General features: G+C 70.3%; 11 protein-coding genes. 3 read left to right on the plus strand and 8 right to left on the minus strand.

Annotation, left to right across the window (positions count from 1 at the left end; all coding sequences use genetic code 11):
* Positions 1 to 54 precede the first annotated feature (54 nt).
* The 6 genes from hisC to MST3598_RS12660 form a co-directional block, all read right to left on the minus strand.
* Positions 55 to 1,146, minus strand: coding sequence for a histidinol-phosphate transaminase (hisC, locus tag MST3598_RS12635; protein ID WP_036271661.1), 1,092 nt, complete (start codon positions 1,144 to 1,146; stop codon positions 55 to 57).
* A 167-nt stretch (positions 1,147 to 1,313) separates the two neighbouring features.
* Entirely contained in the window at positions 1,314 to 2,057 is a 744-nt protein-coding gene (locus MST3598_RS12640; RefSeq protein ID WP_029259603.1) for a formylglycine-generating enzyme family protein, read from the minus strand.
* Between the two features lie 68 nt (positions 2,058 to 2,125).
* Complete coding sequence (locus MST3598_RS12645; protein ID WP_029259602.1) at positions 2,126 to 3,928, minus strand: thioredoxin domain-containing protein; 1,803 nt, start codon at positions 3,926 to 3,928, stop codon at positions 2,126 to 2,128.
* 33 nt (positions 3,929 to 3,961) lie between these two features.
* Positions 3,962 to 4,531, minus strand: a complete 570-nt coding sequence (msuE, locus tag MST3598_RS12650) for an FMN reductase (protein WP_029259601.1) — start codon at positions 4,529 to 4,531, stop codon at positions 3,962 to 3,964.
* A 90-nt stretch (positions 4,532 to 4,621) separates the two neighbouring features.
* Positions 4,622 to 5,458 (minus strand): aldo/keto reductase, encoded by an 837-nt coding sequence (locus tag MST3598_RS12655; protein WP_029259600.1) that lies wholly within the window; start codon positions 5,456 to 5,458, stop codon positions 4,622 to 4,624.
* 54 nt (positions 5,459 to 5,512) lie between these two features.
* Complete coding sequence (locus tag MST3598_RS12660; RefSeq protein ID WP_231494456.1) at positions 5,513 to 6,121, minus strand: TetR/AcrR family transcriptional regulator; 609 nt, start codon at positions 6,119 to 6,121, stop codon at positions 5,513 to 5,515.
* A gap of 150 nt (positions 6,122 to 6,271) precedes the next feature.
* Here MST3598_RS12660 and MST3598_RS12665 point away from each other — a divergent pair, with 150 nt between their 5' ends.
* Positions 6,272 to 7,057 carry an SDR family NAD(P)-dependent oxidoreductase gene (locus tag MST3598_RS12665; protein WP_029259598.1) on the plus strand — a complete coding sequence of 262 codons (786 nt, stop codon included), beginning with the start codon at positions 6,272 to 6,274 and terminating at the stop codon, positions 7,055 to 7,057.
* 57 nt (positions 7,058 to 7,114) lie between these two features.
* Here MST3598_RS12665 and MST3598_RS12670 read toward each other — a convergent pair whose 3' ends face one another.
* Complete coding sequence (locus tag MST3598_RS12670; protein ID WP_231494455.1) at positions 7,115 to 10,372, minus strand: LamG-like jellyroll fold domain-containing protein; 3,258 nt, start codon at positions 10,370 to 10,372, stop codon at positions 7,115 to 7,117.
* Positions 10,373 to 10,634: 262 nt separating this feature from the next.
* A complete protein-coding gene (locus MST3598_RS12675; protein ID WP_029259596.1) occupies positions 10,635 to 11,837 on the minus strand; it encodes a heparan-alpha-glucosaminide N-acetyltransferase domain-containing protein in 1,203 nt (400 codons plus the stop codon).
* Between the two features lie 63 nt (positions 11,838 to 11,900).
* On the opposite strand from MST3598_RS12675, the gene hrpA reads away from it, so the two are divergent.
* Both hrpA and MST3598_RS12685 read left to right on the plus strand, forming a co-directional pair.
* Positions 11,901 to 15,851 (plus strand): ATP-dependent RNA helicase HrpA, encoded by a 3,951-nt coding sequence (gene hrpA, locus MST3598_RS12680; protein WP_029259595.1) that lies wholly within the window; start codon positions 11,901 to 11,903, stop codon positions 15,849 to 15,851.
* Between the two features lie 38 nt (positions 15,852 to 15,889).
* The gene (locus MST3598_RS12685) at positions 15,890 to 16,834 is read left to right on the plus strand and encodes a quinone oxidoreductase family protein (RefSeq protein ID WP_029259594.1); all 945 of its coding nucleotides are present in this window, start codon (positions 15,890 to 15,892) and stop codon (positions 16,832 to 16,834) included.
* Positions 16,835 to 16,839 lie beyond the last annotated feature (5 nt).

Below are 16,839 nucleotides of genomic sequence, written 5' to 3' on the forward strand. Positions count from 1 at the left end.
TGCAGGCCCTTGGTGGTCGTGGTGGTCGGGGGATCTCGGTCATGCGGTCATCGGTCATGCGCCGACCTCCACACGCGCAGCGGCACCGCGTTCCCGGGCGGCGCCTGCGAGCGCGGCCTCCACCCGGTCGATGTCCTCCACAGAGCCCGAGGAGATGCGGATGCCCTCCCCGGCGAAGGCGCGCGCGATCACGCCGCCCTCCTGCAGCAGGTGCTCGAGCTCCGCGGTGCGGTCGGCGGACGGCACCCACACGAAGTTCGCCTGGGACCGGACGGCGGGCCATCCGGCCGCCACGAGCACGGCATGGAGCCGGTCGCGCTGCACGACGACCTCGTCGATGCGTGTCGCGAGCTCGTCCTCGGCGTCCAGCGAGGCGAGCGCCGCGGTCTGCGCGAGGTCGGTCACGCCGAACGGCACGGCGACCTTGCGCTGGTTCTCCGCGACGGCGGCCGGGGCGATCGCATAGCCGATGCGCAGGCCCGCGAGCCCGTAGGCCTTGGAGAACGTGTGCAGCACCGCCACATGCGGGTGCCGCCGGAACAGCTCGATGCCGGCACCTCGACTCTCGGTGCGATCGAAGTGCACATAGGCCTCGTCGATCACCACGAGCACGTCGTGCGGTACCGCGGCGACGAAGCGCTCGAGCTCGTCGGCGCCGACCACGGTGCCCGTCGGGTTGTTCGGGTTGCACACGAAGATCAGGCGGGTGCGCGGGGTGATCGCCGCGAGCATCGCGTCGAGGTCGTGTCCGTGGTCTGCGTCGAGCGGCACCGGGACGGGCGTGGCACCGGCGATGCGAACCAGGGACGGGTACGCCTCGAACGACCGCCACGCGAAGACCACCTCGTCACCATCGCCGGCGACCGCGTGGATGAGCTGAGCGGCGATCTCGACCGACCCCGCACCGACCGTGACCTCCGACGGATCGACGCCGTAGCGGTCGGCCAGCCGTTCGCGCAGGGCGGCGGCGCTCATGTCCGGGTAGCGGTGGATGCCGTCGAGGCGATCGCGCACGGCCGCGACGACCGAGGGCAGCGGCGGATGCGGGGACTCGTTCGAGGAGAGCTTCGAGGCACCGGCCGGGGCGGAGCGCCCCTGACGGTACGCGGGAACGGCGTCGAGTCCGGCGCGGGTGGGGAGGGGCATCGTCAGAGCGTCCTTGCTGTGATCCATGGGCGGCCCCCGAGCGGCACCGCCTGCTGTCGCGCAACAGTAGAACGGATCGCATCGACTGAGCAATCGGCGCACCGGAAGCTGCGCATCTCGCGCAACCGACCGGCACTCCTGGGGCGACGGTTAGTCAGATTGCACAGTCACGCTGTCGCGATCGCGGGCGCCGCGAGGCGGAAGCCGATGCCCACAGCGACGAGGTCCGCCTCGTACGCCCCGTGCCGTCGGGCGCAGCGGGCAAGATCCACGTCGTGGCGGAACGCTCCGCCGCGTGTGATGTGCGGGTCGGCCGCCCAGTCCTCGACGGCGGGGACGTCATCGGGCGCTCCCGGATACGGCGCGTACAGGGTCGAGGTCCACTCGTCGACGTTGCCGGCCATGTCGAGCACCCCGAACGGACTGGCGCCGTCGGGAAACGCGCCGACAGGTGTGGTGGTGCCCAGTCCCAGATCGAACAGGTTCGCCCGGCCCTGGACGTACTCGTCACCCCACGGGAACTCGCGGGTGTCGTCGCCGCGCGCCGCCCGCTCCCACTCGTCTTCGGTCGGCAGGCGGGCGTCCACGCCGAGCTGCGAGCCGATCCATGCGGCGTAGGCGGTGGCCTCGTCCCACGAGACCCCGACCACCGGATGCTCGTCGATCCCGGAGATGGCGCGGGCGCCGGTCGCCTCCGCGTACGCCGCCCACTGCGCGACCGTCACCGGGGTGCGGGCGAGTCGGAACGCCGGGACGGCGACCGGCGTGCGCGGCGTCTCCTTCCGATACCAGGCGGGCGGAACACCGGTGGCGGCATACCGGACGGTGAGGGCATCGATCTGATCGAGCGGCGTTCCCCGCTGCAGTGTCCCCGCCGGGATGTCGACCCACTCGATGTGCTGCACGGTCATGCCCGTTCCTCCCTCGAAACCGGTTCGTTCCCAGCGTAGGAGCCCCCGGCGGGAGCGCGGGCCGACCGTCAGCGCCCGACTGACACCTCGGCGGGATCGCTCACCGGCAGTCGGCACACGAACGCCCGGCAGTCGTAGGCGCGTTCCGTCGTCGCATCCTTGCCCTGGAACAGGGCGAATCCCGCATCCGCGAACGATCGCGCCTGCTCGGCGCTGACCACGGCGACCACCTCGGCGTCCGCACCCCTCCCCGCCACGGCCAGGGCGCTGCCACGTGCCTCGGTGACCACGACGAGCTGGCGAGGTGGAACGGCGAGTCCTGCGGCCACCCGCAGCAGCGTGCCGTGGGCGAACGGCTGCTCCCGAGAGCGCTCGGCGAGCGCGCTCACCGTCGAGACGGCCGCTTCGCGATATCGCTCCCCCGCCCCCAGCCACCAGGCCGTCAGGGCGGCACCGGCGACGGCCGCCGCGTCTGAGGGCAGGTCGCCATCGGTCTGATCGGGCGACGTCGCGATGCCCTGGGCCGACAGGAGCGGGTCGTCACCGGCCGCCCCCTCGAGAGCCTCGTCGAGGACGACGCGCGCCTCCACCGCCCACCCCGCGTCGCCCGTCGCCAGGGCGAGCGCGAACAGACCGTCGGCGAGCAGCCCGAGGTCGGCGGCGGTCGCGACCGCGGCGGATGCCCGCCCGTCGAGGGAAGCACGTACCAGGGCACCGTCGGCATCCCGGTTGATCCGCAGCACCTGTTCCGCAGCGGAGACGGCCGCGTCGATCCAGCCCTGCTCCCCGAAGGCCGCCCCCGCCCGGGCGAGGGCGGCGATCGCGAGTCCGTTCCAACCGGTGATCACCTTCCCGTCGACGGCCGGCACCTCCAGACCCGTACGGTCGGCGAGGGCGCGAAGGTAGTACCCGCCCTCGTTGCGCACGCCGTCGATCGTCGACTCCGAGTCCTGCGCCGCACCGAATCCCCCGCCGTCGCGCTGGAGCACGTCGATCAGGAAGGAGGCGATGCCCCGCACGGTCTGCTCGTCTCCCGCGTCGCGCGCGATCTCGAGCAGCTGCGCGTTGTCGGTCAGCATCCGCTCGTAGTGCGGCACGGTCCAGTCACGCTGTGTCGCATAACGGAAGAATCCTCCATCGGCGTCGCGCAGGTCCGAACCCGCCATCGCCGCGAGCGCGCGTGCCGCCGCGGCCGCCGCCTCGGGAGCGCCTTCTCGCACGAGCGGATGCTGCAGGAATCGCAGTGTCGTGGCGACGGGGAACTTGGGCGCGCCGCCGAAGCCGCCGAACTGCCGATCCTCGCGCTGCGCGATGGACGCGGCCGCCGCGGCGATCGCGACCATGTCCGGCAGGTCCGATGGTGCGGATTCCGCCGCCCGGGCGAGCGCGTCGGTCACGGCATCCGCCGACTCCTCCGCCTGCGCACGACGCAGAGTCCACGCCTCCCGCACCGCCGCGAGCACGTCGCGGAATGCGGGCATCGGCGGCCGGGATTCCGGTGGCCAGTATGTGCCGGCATAGAAGGTGCGCCCACGCGGTGTGGCGAACACGGTGAGCGGCCAGCCGAGGTTCTGCGTGAAGGCGGAGGCCGCGGCCATGTAGGCGCCGTCCACCTGCGGGTGCTCCTCACGGTCGACTTTGACGGCCACGAACCCGTCGTTGATGAGCGCGGCGGTGGCCGGGTCGGCGAACGACTCCCGAGCCATCACATGGCACCAGTGGCAGGTCGAGTAGCCGATCGAGATCAGGAGCGGCACATCCCGCCGCCGCGCCTCGTCGAATGCCTCCTCGCCCCACGGGTACCAGTCGACGGGGTTGTCGGCGTGCGCGCGGAGATACGGGCTGAGAGTGTCGGCGAGCCGATTGGTCATGCCTTCACGCTACGCCGCGCGGAGGGGGTGCGGTCAGCCGACGAGCAGCTCGATCGGACGCGATGCCGCATACCCCACCAGCGGAAGGGCGCGCTCGGCAGCCAACGCGATGCGGGCCTCGAGCACCTCGGAGGCGATCTCGTAGCCGTCGAAGTCGGTGTTGCTCGCGTAGACGCCGAGCGGAAGGGTGAGCGCCTGGAAGAACGCGAACAGCGGACGCAGCTGGTGCTCGATGATCAACGCGTGCTTCTCGCCGCCACCGGTCGCGGCGAGCAGCACCGGCTTGCCCACCAGGTCGTACTGGCCGACGAAATCGAACAGGTGCTTGAAGAGCCCCGTGAACGACGCCCGGTAGACGGGGCTGCCCACGATCAGCAGGTCGGCCGATTCGATCGCCTGCAGCTGCGCCTCGACCTCCGGCGGCAGCTGATCGCGCTGCAGCGCGCCGGCCAGTCCCGGACCGATCTGCGTCAGTTCGATGAGCTGCGACTCGACCTCGGCGCGCTCGGCGATGGCGGCGGTGATCGCGCGGACGAGGGCGGTCGTCTTGCTGGGCTCGTGCAGGGATCCCGACACGGCGACGACGCGGAACGGAGCTGTCATGCCTCGACGGTACTCACGACGGCGCCCCGTGTCGCGCGATGCGACACGGGGCGTCATGTGAGCCCGAGGCTCCGTCCCACGGGAGCGGGGTCAGTTGACCTCGTCCGGGTGCGAGCCGACGCGGCCGGAGCCGTCGAGCGGGTCGAGGGCGTCGATCGCCGCGATCTCGGCGTCGGTCAGTTCGAAGCCGAAGACGTCGAGGTTCTCACGCAGCCGCTCGGCGCGCACCGACTTCGGGAACACGATGATGCCCTTCTGCAGGTGCCAGCGGAGCACCGCCTGTGCCGGGGTGACGCCGTGCGCTGCGGCGGCATCTGCCACCGCCGGGATGCCGAAGAGGTCGTACTTGCCCTGGCCGAGAGGACCCCACGCCTCGATGCGGACGCCGTTCGCGTCGGCCCAGGCGACCTCTTCGCGGCGCTGGTACGCCGGGTGCAGCTCGATCTGGTTCACGGCCGGGACGACGCCGGTCTCCTTGACCGTGCGCTCCAGGTGCGGGACCAGAAAGTTCGAGACGCCGATGCTGCGGGTGAGACCCGCCTCGCGGAGCTCGATGAGCTTCGCGAACGCGTGCACATAGTCGTCCTTGGCCGGGGTCGGCCAGTGCACGAGGTAGAGGTCGACCTCGTCGAGTCCGAGCTTCTCGAGGCTCTCGCCGATGGCGGCGCGCGGCTCGTCGTCGTGGTGACGGTCGTTCCAGAGCTTCGTCGTGATGAACAGCTCGTCGCGCGGGATGCCGGAGGCGGCGATGGCGGCGCCGACGCCCTCTTCGTTGCCGTAGATGGCGGCGGTGTCGATGTGGCGGTAGCCGATCTCGAGCGCCTCGCTCACCGCCCGCTCGGTCTCTGCCGGCGGCACCTTGAAGACGCCGTAGCCGAGCTGCGGGATGGAGTTGCCGTCGTTCAGTTCGAGTGCAGGAATCGTCATGCCTCCAGCCTATGACCTGTGATGACAGGTCGGACCGGCCGGTGACGAAAGAAGTCAGTCGAGCCCGTCGAGCCCCTGCGACATGGCCTGGAAGGCCTCGACAGCGCGCTCCGCGGGACGAGCACCGTCGGGATCCGCCGCCCACTGCTCGAGACCGACGCGGATGGAGGCCGTCGCGACAGCGGCGAGCAGAGCCGCATCCCACACCGCGATCCCCCGCTCCCGGAGGATCGCTCGCAGTCGACGCTCGGAGTCGTCGTTGACGCGCAGCCAGACATCGCGCATCGCCGTGTCGTCGTCGAGGCCCCGGAGCACGCCGAGCATCGTGTCGAGTTCGAGCCCCTCGGATGACCGCTCCCCTGACCCGCCCTCGGCGAGCTGGGCGTGGATCACGGCGGGGATCCGCTCCCGCAGCGAAAGCTCCCCCACCTGCGCGAATGCCTCCTGCCAGCGCTGGGCGCCGACGCTGAGGATGGGCGTGATCGCGTCTTCCTTCCGGGCGAAGTACCGGTAGAACGTACGCACCGAGACACCCGCGCGCGCCGCGATCTGCTCGGCGGTGACCCCCGCCACGCTCTGCTCGGCGAACAGCGCGGCGGCGGCGTCCGCGATGTCCCGCTCGGTCGCGGCCCGGCGGCGTTCGGTGAGGGTCGAGGTCTCCACCGTCACAGCGTACGGGAATAGGCGAACGCCGCGGCAGGTTGGGTCTATGTGGCACGTTCTGCCATACAGGCATAGTCTGCCTACAACGGAACGTCGCCTCGCGACACCATCACCGCATCCACCACGACATTCACCACGAAAGGGAAGATCATGAACCGCTACGAAGGACGTCGGGCGCTCGTCACCGGCGGAGGGTCGGGCATCGGTCAGGCCACCGTGCTGCGCATGCTCCGCGAAGGCGGCAGCGTCGTCGCCGCCGACGTCAGCACCGCGGGTCTCGAAGACACGGTCGCCCAGGCCGGCGCACTCGCCGAACGCCTCACGACCGTCACGATGAACATCGCCGACGAAGCCTCCGTGGCTGCCGGCGTCGCCGAGGCCGTCGCTGCTCTGGGCGGACTCGACGTGCTCGTGAACGCCGCCGGAATCCTGCGCTCCTCGCACACCCACGAGACGACGCTCGACCAGTTCGAGCAGGTCATCCGGATCAACCTGGTCGGCACGTTCCTCGTGATCCGCGCGGCGATCCCCGCACTGCTCGACGGCTCGTCGTCCGCCGTGGTGAACTTCAGCTCGACCTCAGCCGGCTTCGCGCACCCCTACATGGCTGCCTACGCGGCCAGCAAGGGCGGCGTGCAGTCGATGACCCACGCGCTCGCCGCCGAATACGCGAAGAGCGGGATCCGCTTCACCGCGGTGCAGCCCGGGTCGATCTCGTCCGGCATGACCGACGGATCCGGCCAGAGCAACCAGAGCAACGGTCCGGGCCTGCCCGCCGACGCCGACATGAGCCTGTTCATGAAGCTCGCGCCCGCGATCGGTCAGGGTTTCGCCGGACCGGAATCGGTCGCCGGCGTCGTGGCGATGCTCGCGAGCGAAGACGGTGCCTTCGTCACCGGCACCGAGGTGCGCATCGACGGCGGCACGCACTTCTGAGAGACACCGGTGGGGGCACCCGATCCGGTGCCCCCACCCGCGCACTCGTTCCTGAGCTCACTCGCCCGAGCGGATGGCCTTGACCTCGTGCACCCGCACGATGTTCGTGCCGGTCGCGCTGCCGGCCCGATACGAGAACACCGACGGCGATCCCTCGCCCTGGAGCGTCGACGTCGTATCCGTCGCGGACACCTGCCACGCCGCCGGCTCGGGCTGGCCGTCGGCCCACACCTTGGCGCGGATGGTCGTCGACGGTGAACCCGACGTCTCCGTCGACAGGTGGAACATCGTCCCGGCACTCCAGGTCAGACCGGGGACCGCCGCGCTGGCGATCGCCGTCCCGTTGCGCTGGATCACCACCCAGACCGCCCCATCGGCGCGATGCCAGGCCAGGGCTCGGAACCCGCTGTCGCCGGCGCGACGAGAACCCGCACCGACGTACGCCGTGCCGGACTCCGGACCGGCCGAGAGCGTGTAGGACATCGTCGTGGCGGAATCCCGCACCGATGCATCGTCCAGCAGCATCTCGCGCGTCTGCCCTGCGGCGAGGTCGATCACCCCGGCACCCTCTGCCACGGAGAGCGCGGTCGACTTGCCCTGCATCGGCGTCCACAGACCACCGACATCAGCGGTGCCCCAGCCGGAATCGACCGCACGATCGAACCCGTCCGATGCCACGACGACATCGGCGACGACGGGGGCCGTGACCACGACCTGCTTCTCGCTCGATGCCGACAGTCCACGACTGTCCGTCACCGTCACGCGCACCGTGTAGGTCCCCGCTGCAGCGTATTCGTGCGTCGCGGTCGCGCCCGTGGCCGTCGAACCGTCGCCGAAGTCCCAGGCGTAAGCACTGATCGATGCTCCGCCGTCCGCGGACGAGCCCGACGCGTCGACCGCCACGCTCAGATCGGTCGACTGCGCCGTGAATGCCGCCGTCGGAGCCTTCATGCCCTTCCCCAGCTGGAAGTGCGACCGCACCTGATCCGCGTTCAACGCGAACGGGTACACCGCGGCCTCGTCCAGCGCACCCTTGAAGTAGTTCGACGAGGGAGCCGACGGCCAGCCCGCGAGGGCATCGCCCCCGATGCGGAGGTAGGCGGAGTCGGTCCTGGACGTCGTCACCGCAGGATCCGAGGCGACGAGCTCACCGTCGACGTAGAGTTTCATCCCCTCCGCGTTCTGCGAGACGACCGCGTGATGCCACGTTCCGTCGTTCAGCGCCTTGTCCCCTGCCACCGTGGCGCGCGTCTGACCGGCGAAGACGCCGAAGGTCAGAGTGCCGCTGTTCGTCATGTAGAGCTGTCGGTCGACGGTCGCGGAGCTTCCCGTCTTGGCGGCTCCGGAGCCGATGAGCATGCCGCCGGTCTTCGTGGTCGTCTGGAACCAGATCTCCGAGGAGAAATCCTTCGACACCGCCGCCTTGGCGTCGGACGAGACCCGGCCGGTCGTGGTGCCGTTGAAGGCGGTCGATCCCGTGCCGCTGTTCTCGATGCCGGCCGACGAGACCGTGGCGCCCGACCCGTTCACCGGGGTGTTAGCGCCCGCCCAATCCTTCGAGATGTTTCCCATCGGGTAGTACAGCGAGGGACCGTCCGCGAGGACCTTGGCCGTGTATGCCGAGACGGTCCCCGCGTTCGCCTTCGCGTTCACGCTCGCACTGGTCGCGGTGTTCCCGGCGGCGTCCTTCGCGACCACGGTGTAGCTCTGCGTCGCGCCCGACGTCGCCGTCGGGTCATCGAGCGTGACCGTCGCGCGCTTCCACCAGGTGCCGTCCGCAGTCGTGCTCGCCACAGGTTCAGCGGTTCCGGCTCGGTACAGCTCGTAGGTGAGGGTCAGGTCATCCCGATCCCAGTTCGTCTGGATCGTCACGCGAGCGCGCCCGGGGACGGGCGATGTGCCCGCCGTGGGCTTCCAGTCCGCAGCGGCGACACGGGGACCGTCCTTGGCGCCGCCAGGCGGGTTCGTGGAGAACCGGACCAGTCCCTCGAACTGACCGCCGTTGACGGATCGGAACTCGCCGCCGATCGAGATCATGTCGCCCGCGCCCGTGATGGACAGGCCCGCCTGGCCGAGTCCGGTGGTGGTGCCCACCGACCAGTCCGGAGCCCACTGGAAGGGCGACGGCGCAGGGGTTCCCGCCCAGTTGGCGTACCCCGAGTAGGTGTTCGCGGAGAGGGTGCCGCGCGCATCGGCCGTGTACGCCTCGGCGTACTGGTAGACCGCCGGGTTCTTCTGCGGCTGCAGGCCCATCGTGTTGCAGGAGTGCATGTGGCTCGTCGTGTAGACGACCTTGCCGGTCGAGTACACGCCGTAGTGATCGCCGTGGCAATCCGCGATCCAGCGCACCGCTCCTGTTCCCGCCTCTGCGGCGAACGTGCCCTCGAGGTTGCCCCCGCCGGCCCAGCTCCACCCGGTGCCGTAGACCGAGTTCGCGTCGGTGGCGAGGGCGAAGATACCGGAGTTGCTGCTGCTCCCGCTGTTCTTCACGACCTGGGAGATGCCCCAGGAGGTGTCCGCTGCACCGGTGGATTTGTCCACAGCGGCCGAGCCACGGAGACTGCTGCCGTTGACCGTCGAGAAGCGCCCTCCGACGATGACGTTCGTGCCGGCCGGATCCATCACCAGGGCATCGACCTGGCGGTCGGCCTGGGGAGCCCAGCTCAGCAGCGCACCGTTCTTCTGGTCGAAGGCGGCGAGGTTCTTCCGGGCGACGCCGTTGGCCTGAGTGAACAGACCCCCGAGGTAGATGTTCGATCCGTCGGTGGTGATCGCGTACACGCCACTGCCGCCGATCGACGGCGCGAACTGCGGGACCAGCTCGCCGGTCTTCGCATCGAGCGCCGCGAAGTTCCACCGGTCCTTGCCGTTCACACTGTTGAAGGATCCGCCGATGTAGATGCGCGTTCCGTCGGGCGATGCCGCGACGGCCTTGATCACGCCGTTGACCTTCGGGGCGAATGACGACAGCGCGCCGGAGACGATGTCGTACGCCAGCACGTTCGAGCGTGCGGTGAGGGCCGTGCCGGGCGCGGCCTTCGGCTCACGCGCGTTGTCGAACTTGCCGACCGCGTACACGGTGGTGCCGATCGTGGTCTGCGCCCACACGTATCCGTTGTCGATCTGGACGGTCGGAATCGGATCCGACGTCACCACGTTCTCGTCGCGCTGCAGCTGCGGCGGCGTCGTCGGCGGCACGTCGGCTGCAGCGGCCGCCGTCGCTCCCACACCGGACAGACCCGCGATCAGCAGGCCGGCCGTCAGAATTGATGCGACGGCACCGCGTGCCCGTCGCCCGAAACTCGTGTTCCCCACCGTGACTCCCCAGTCGATGCCGTTCCGAACGCGCAGGCGTCATCCCCCGCGCACTCGACGACATCGAGACGGCGAATGGATCGCCGCAACGCGGTGGTGTGAACTCCCCAGTTCGAAACTCCCCAGTCCGACCCGAGACGGGGTCGGTCGCGGACGCCAGAAAGCGTCGCCGTTCCACGCTAGCACATCGTCTTCTCGGCCCTCGTCGTGGTCGGCGACGTGGTCGGCCCTATGGTCGGCGACGTGGTGGGCATCGACGGAGTCAGCTCCGGGGCACCGACGCCATCGCCGTCGCTCCCCGACCGACCAGGCGTTCGAGCGGTCCGCGGCCGAAGAACATCGACCAGAGCGTGGTCAGCAGGAGCAGAGCGATCGCGGTCGCGGCCCAGAACGTGTTGCTGGTGAAGAACGACCCCGGTCCACCGACCAGCATGATCGAGAGCACATGCGCACTGTATGCCGAGAGCGGCATGGAACCGAGCGCACCCAGCGGGAGCAGCGCCCAGCGCAGAGGTGTGCTCAGCAGCAGGCACAGGGCGATGACGACGAGGGCGAACCCGCCGGACCCGAGGATCTCGGCCGTACCTCCACTGTGCGGGTCGACGGCGAAGACCGCCGTGAGCACGGCACGGAGCGGGTCGGTCTCGGCGAACGCCTGCGGGTAGGCCTCCCACCCGGTGGGAGCCGTGCCCATGTCGACGAAGCCGGGGTCGACGATCGAGCTGCCCGACGAGACCTCCGTCCCCGATGAGCCGTTCCCGACGTCGCCGGCGAGACCGGCGGCGTGGCCGACCCCGCCCAGACCGTACCCGACCACCACGAGCGCGAATCCGACGCCGAGCGCGACCGCCGCGGTGCGCATCCGCTCGACGCGCAGGCGTCCGAGGGCCATGCCGGCCAGCACCAGTGACATCCAGACCGTGATGGGGTACGTGCCGTACAGCACGAACCCGATGCCGGAACCGTAGGGGTTCAGCATCACCGCGTTCAGGAACGCGAGCAGCGCCGGACCGAGGAGTGCGAGCACCGCCGCCCCCGTCAGCAGCTGCCAGGGCCTCCAGCGCAGGAACGGGATGACCGCGACGTAGAGCAGACCGTAGAGCGTGAGGATCACTGCGATCGGGGTGTTCAACATCTCGAGGGCCAGGCCGATCACGAAGATCACCGCGCCGCGGCCGATGAGGTTCAGGCGGATGCCGGGGATGCGCTCACGTTCGGGCAGCGCGCTGCGTCCCGTCATGAGGGCGATCGAGATGCCCGCGAGCACCGCGAACAGGATCGACGAGCGTCCATGCACCAGGTCGGTCCACGTCGACGGGTCGAACCAGTCGAACGGCTCGGTCTCGCCGATGTGCGCTCCGGCCATGCCGAGGATCGCCAGTCCTCGGGCGACGTCGAGCCCGAGGATGCGCGGAGGTCGTCCGAACTCGTGGAACCACCGGACGGGGGCGAGAGCTGTGATCACCCCCTGATCGTAGAGGCCGGCTTCGGTGCGTGGAGGACCGATCCCGGCATACGATGGAGGGCTATGTCTTCCCCCGTGATCTCCTTTCCCCCGGAGCTGCCGGTCAGTGCCGCCAGGGCTGAGATCGCCGACGCGATCCGCGACCACCAGGTCGTGATCGTCGCCGGTGCGACCGGATCGGGAAAGACCACCCAGCTGCCGAAGATCGCCCTGGAACTCGGTCGGGAGCGCATCGCCCACACGCAACCGCGACGCCTCGCCGCCCGCACGATCGCCGAGCGCGTCGCCGAAGAGCTCCACGTCGAGCTGGGCACGCTCGTCGGATACAAGGTGCGGTTCACCGACAAGGTGTCGGACGTCACGCGCATCGCCCTGATGACGGACGGCATCCTGCTCAACGAGATCCACCGCGACCGGTTGCTCACCCGCTACGACACGATCATCATCGACGAGGCGCACGAGCGCTCCCTCAATGTCGACTTCCTGCTCGGCTACCTGTCCCGCATCCTCCCGGAGCGCCCCGACCTCAAGGTGATCATCACCTCGGCGACGATCGATCCGGAGAGCTTCGCCAAGCACTTCGCCGCTCCGGACGGCACCCCGGCACCGATCATCGAGGTCTCCGGCCGCACCTATCCGGTGGAGATCCGCTACCGCGGGCCGGTCGAGGATGCAGACGAAGAGGATGCGCCGCCCGAGCCGGAGGACGAGGTCTCGGCGATCGTCGCGGCCCTGCGCGAGCTCGACCGGGAAGCACCGGGCGATGTTCTCGTCTTCCTCCCCGGCGAGGCCGAGATCCGCGATGCCGCCGATGCCGTGCGCGGCGCCTACGCGAACGACCGCGCCCCCACCGAGGTGCTGCCCCTGTTCGGACGCCTCTCCGCCGCCGACCAGCATCGGGTGTTCGAGCGCAGCCGGGTGGCCGGCGTGCGCCGCCGGGTGATCCTCGCCACGAACGTCGCCGAGACCAGCCTCACGGTGCCCGGCATCAAATATGTGATCGACACCGGCACCGCGCGCATCTCCCGGTACAGCAACCGGTCCAAGGTGCAGCGCCTGCCGATCGAGGCTGTCTCCCAGGCCTCGGCCAACCAGCGTTCGGGCCGTGCGGGCCGCACCAGCGACGGCATCGCGATCCGTCTCTACTCGGAAGAGGACTACGACAGGCGACCGGAGTACACCGAGCCCGAGATCCTGCGCACCTCGCTGGCCTCGGTCATCCTGCAGATGCTGTCGCTCGGATTCGGCGACATCACCGCGTTCCCCTTCCTCACCCCGCCCGACTCCCGGGGCGTGAAGGCCGCGTTCGACCTGCTCACCGAGCTCGGCGCCGTCGAGGCATCGCGCCGCGACGGTACCCCGCACCTCACCAGCACGGGTCGCGACATCTCCCGCATGCCGATCGATCCGCGGTTCGCACGCATGCTGATCGAAGCAGGGAAGGCGGACTCCGGCGGCACCGTGACGCGTGACGTGCTCGCGATCGTCTCGGGCATGACCATCCAGGACGTGCGGGAGCGGCCGGAGGAGCGCCGGGACGAAGCCGACCGGATGCACGCGCGTTTCGTCGACCCGACCAGTGACTTCCTCACCCTGCTGAACCTCTGGAACCACCTGCGCGAGCAGCAGCGCGAGCTCGGCTCGAGCGCGTTCCGCCGCCTGTGCCGTTCCGAGCACCTCAACTACGTGCGAGTGCGCGAGTGGTTCGACGTGCATCGCCAGCTGCGCACGCTCGTGAAGACGCCCGACCGCCCCCGCGACGACCGGAGAGCGGGCGACGACGGCGGCACCAGCGATCCCGATGCCATCCACCGTGCACTGCTGTCGGGCCTGCTCTCGCAGATCGGCATCCTCGACGAGCGCACCGCCCCCGCAGGCAAGGCGCACTCCCCTGCGAAGGAACCGAAAGGCCGTCGCATCGCCGAGTACCGCGGGGCGCGCGGCATCCGCTTCTCGATCTTCCCCGGCTCCGGTCTGCGCAAGAAGAGTCCGCGTGCGGTGATCGCCGCCGAGATCGTCGAGACCTCCCGCACGTTCGCCCGCACGGTCGCCGCGATCGACCCCGCCTGGGCCGAGCCCCTCGCCGGCGACCTCGCCAAGCGTCAGGTCACCGAGCCGCACTGGTCGAAGGATGCCGGTGCTGCGGTCGCCTTCGAGAAGGTGACCCTGTTCGGCCTCGAGATCATCCCGCGTCGGCGCGTGCAGTTCGCCCGCATCGACCGCGCTGCCTCACGCGAGCTGTTCGTGCGGCACGCTCTCGTCGAGGGCGAGTGGGATCCGACACGGATCGACAAGCGGGTGAGCGCGTTCTGGCGCAGCAACGCCGAACTGCGCAAGCGCCTCGAGAAGCTCGAGGAGCGCGAGCGTCGCCGCGACATCCTCGCCGGCGACGAGGCCGTGTTCCGCTTCTACGACGAGCGCATCCCCGCCGAGGTGTTCGACGTGCGGTCGTTCGAGAGCTGGTGGCGAGAGGCCATGGCGACGACGCCGAAGCTGCTCGTGATGCGCGAGAGCGACCTGATCGACGACGAGGAGCGTGCGGATCAGCGCGAGTTCCCGACCCGGTGGACCCAGGGCGACCAGGTGCTCGGCCTCGCGTATCGGTTCGAGCCGGGCGCCGACGACGACGGCGTGAGCGTGGTCGTGCCGCTGCCGCTCCTCGCGCAGATCGAGGACCGCGGCTTCGACTGGCAGGTTCCCGGCCTGCGTGCCGAACTGGTGACGGGCCTGCTGCGCGCCCTCCCCAAGGCGATCCGTCGCCACGTGGTCCCCGCCGCAGACTGGGCCGAGAAGTTCGGTGCCGAGCTCGTCGAGGAGGGGCCGGAGTCGCACGGCGGCCTGCCTCCGCGCACGCTCAAGGAGGCGCTCGCCCGCCGCATCCAGCCGCTCGCGAACCAGCTGGTCTCCGCCGCCGACTTCGACGACGAGCGCGTGCCCCCGCACCTGCGCATGAACTTCCGCGCCGTCGACGAACGCGGCAGGATCGTCGGATCCGGACGCGACCTGCGGGCGCTGCAGACCCAGCTCTCGGACCGCGCCCGCAGCAGCGTCGCCCGCTCGATCGCAGCTCCTCCCCGCTCCGGGGGGACGGGAGCGAGACGCGGCACCGAACGCGGCGGGATCGAACGCATCGCGGCCGCGCCCCTCGAGCAGACCGGCCTCACCGCCTGGACCTTCGGAGAACTGCCCGAGGTGCTCGACACCCGCGTCGCCGGCGGGGTCGTGCGCGGGTACCCGGCCATCGTCGACCAGGGCAAGAGCGTATCGGTGCGCGTCGAATCGACCCCGGATGCCGCGGCGGCCGCCACCCGCGACGGCGTGCTGCGTCTCGTGCTGCTGGGTGTGCCCTCGCCCTCCTCGTACGTGCAGGAGCACCTGACCAGCCAGGAGAAGCTCGCACTCGCCGCCTCGCCCTATCCGTCGGCCGCCGCCCTCATCGAGGACGCGCGTGCGGCGGTCGCCCGCACAGTCATCGAAGGCATCGTGCCGGATGGCATCGTGCGCGACGAGGCGGGCTTCGCCCGCGTGCGCGACGCGGTCTCCGCCGTCCTCGTCGATGAGCTGTTCGCCTGCGTCTCCCTGGTCGCACGCATCCTCACGAAGTCACGCGACGTGGAGCGCGGCATCAAGTCGCAGAACTCGCTCGCCCTGCTCGGCCCGCTGAACGACATCCGCACCCAGTTGAGCGGACTGCTGCACCCCGGGTTCGTCTCCACCGCCGGTGTCGACCGCCTCGCGCACTTCCCCCGGTACCTGGAGGGGATGCTCGACCGGTTGAAGACCCTGTCCAGCGAGCCCGGCAAGGACCGTGCACGCATGACCGAGTACGAGCGGATGGCGAAGGCCTTCGAAGACGCCGGTGGCACGATCCCGCTCGCGGCCGACGCCTCGCCGGCGCTCGTCGACGCGCGCTGGCTGCTCGAGGAGTACCGCGTGAGCGTGTTCGCGCAGCGTCTGGGCACCGCGCAGCCGGTGTCGCCGCAGCGCATCATGAAGGTGCTGTCCGGGCGCTGATCCGTGACCGCCACTGTCGGCGCAGGTAGCCTGAATGCATGGCTCGCGCGATCGTGTACACCGAAATCGGCTCCCCCGCTGTCCTGCATCTGATCGAGATCCCCGACCCCGTGGCGGGCCGCGGCGAGGTCGTCGTCCGCATCGAGGCGGCGGGGGCGAACCCGATCGATGCGAAGCTGCGCGGCGGCAAGCGCCCGTCGCCGCCGATCACCGAACCTCGTCCGGTCGGCTTCGACGGTGCCGGTGTCGTCGAAGCGCTCGGCGAAGGCGTCGACGACTTCGCGGTCGGCGACCGGGTGGCGATCCGCGATGGGCACGGCACCTACGCTTCGGCGCTCGCCGTCCCGACCGAGAACCTCGCGAAGCTCCCCGACTCCGTGACCACCGCAGAGGGCGCGGGCATCGGCATCCCCGCCGGAACCGCCTACCAGGCGCTGCGCTCGCTCGGGGTGACCGAGGGCGACGTGCTGCTCGTGCACGGAGGCTCCGGGGCCGTCGGACAGGCAGCCGTGCAGTTCGCCGTCGCCTGGGGTGCGACCGTGATCGCGACCGGGAGCCCCGCCCGTCACGACCAGCTGCGCGAGCTCGGCGCCATCCCTGTGGCCTACGGCGACGGCCTGCTCGACCGGGTCCGCGAGGCGGCTCCGTCCGCCGTCACGGTGGTGCTCGATTGCGCGGGCACCGACGAGGCGATCGAGACCTCGCTCGCGCTGGTGTCCGACCGCGACCGCATCGCCACGATCGTGCGGGGTCCGGATGCTGCGTCCTTCGGCATCCGCGCCTTCTCCGGTGGATCGCCGGTGCCGCTGACCGACCAGGAACTCGCCTGGCGCGCCGCGGCGCTGTCCGAGACGATCGCACTCCTGGACACCGGCGACTTCACGATCGAGCTCGGACCGCAGCTGCCGCTCGCCGAAGCGGCGCAGGCCCATGAGCTCATGGAATCCGGCGCCGCCTCGGGCAAGATCATCCTGCTGCCATAGCGCAG

Source organism: Microbacterium sp. TPU 3598 (assembly GCF_002356155.1).
Lineage (GTDB): Bacteria > Actinomycetota > Actinomycetes > Actinomycetales > Microbacteriaceae > Microbacterium > Microbacterium maritypicum_A.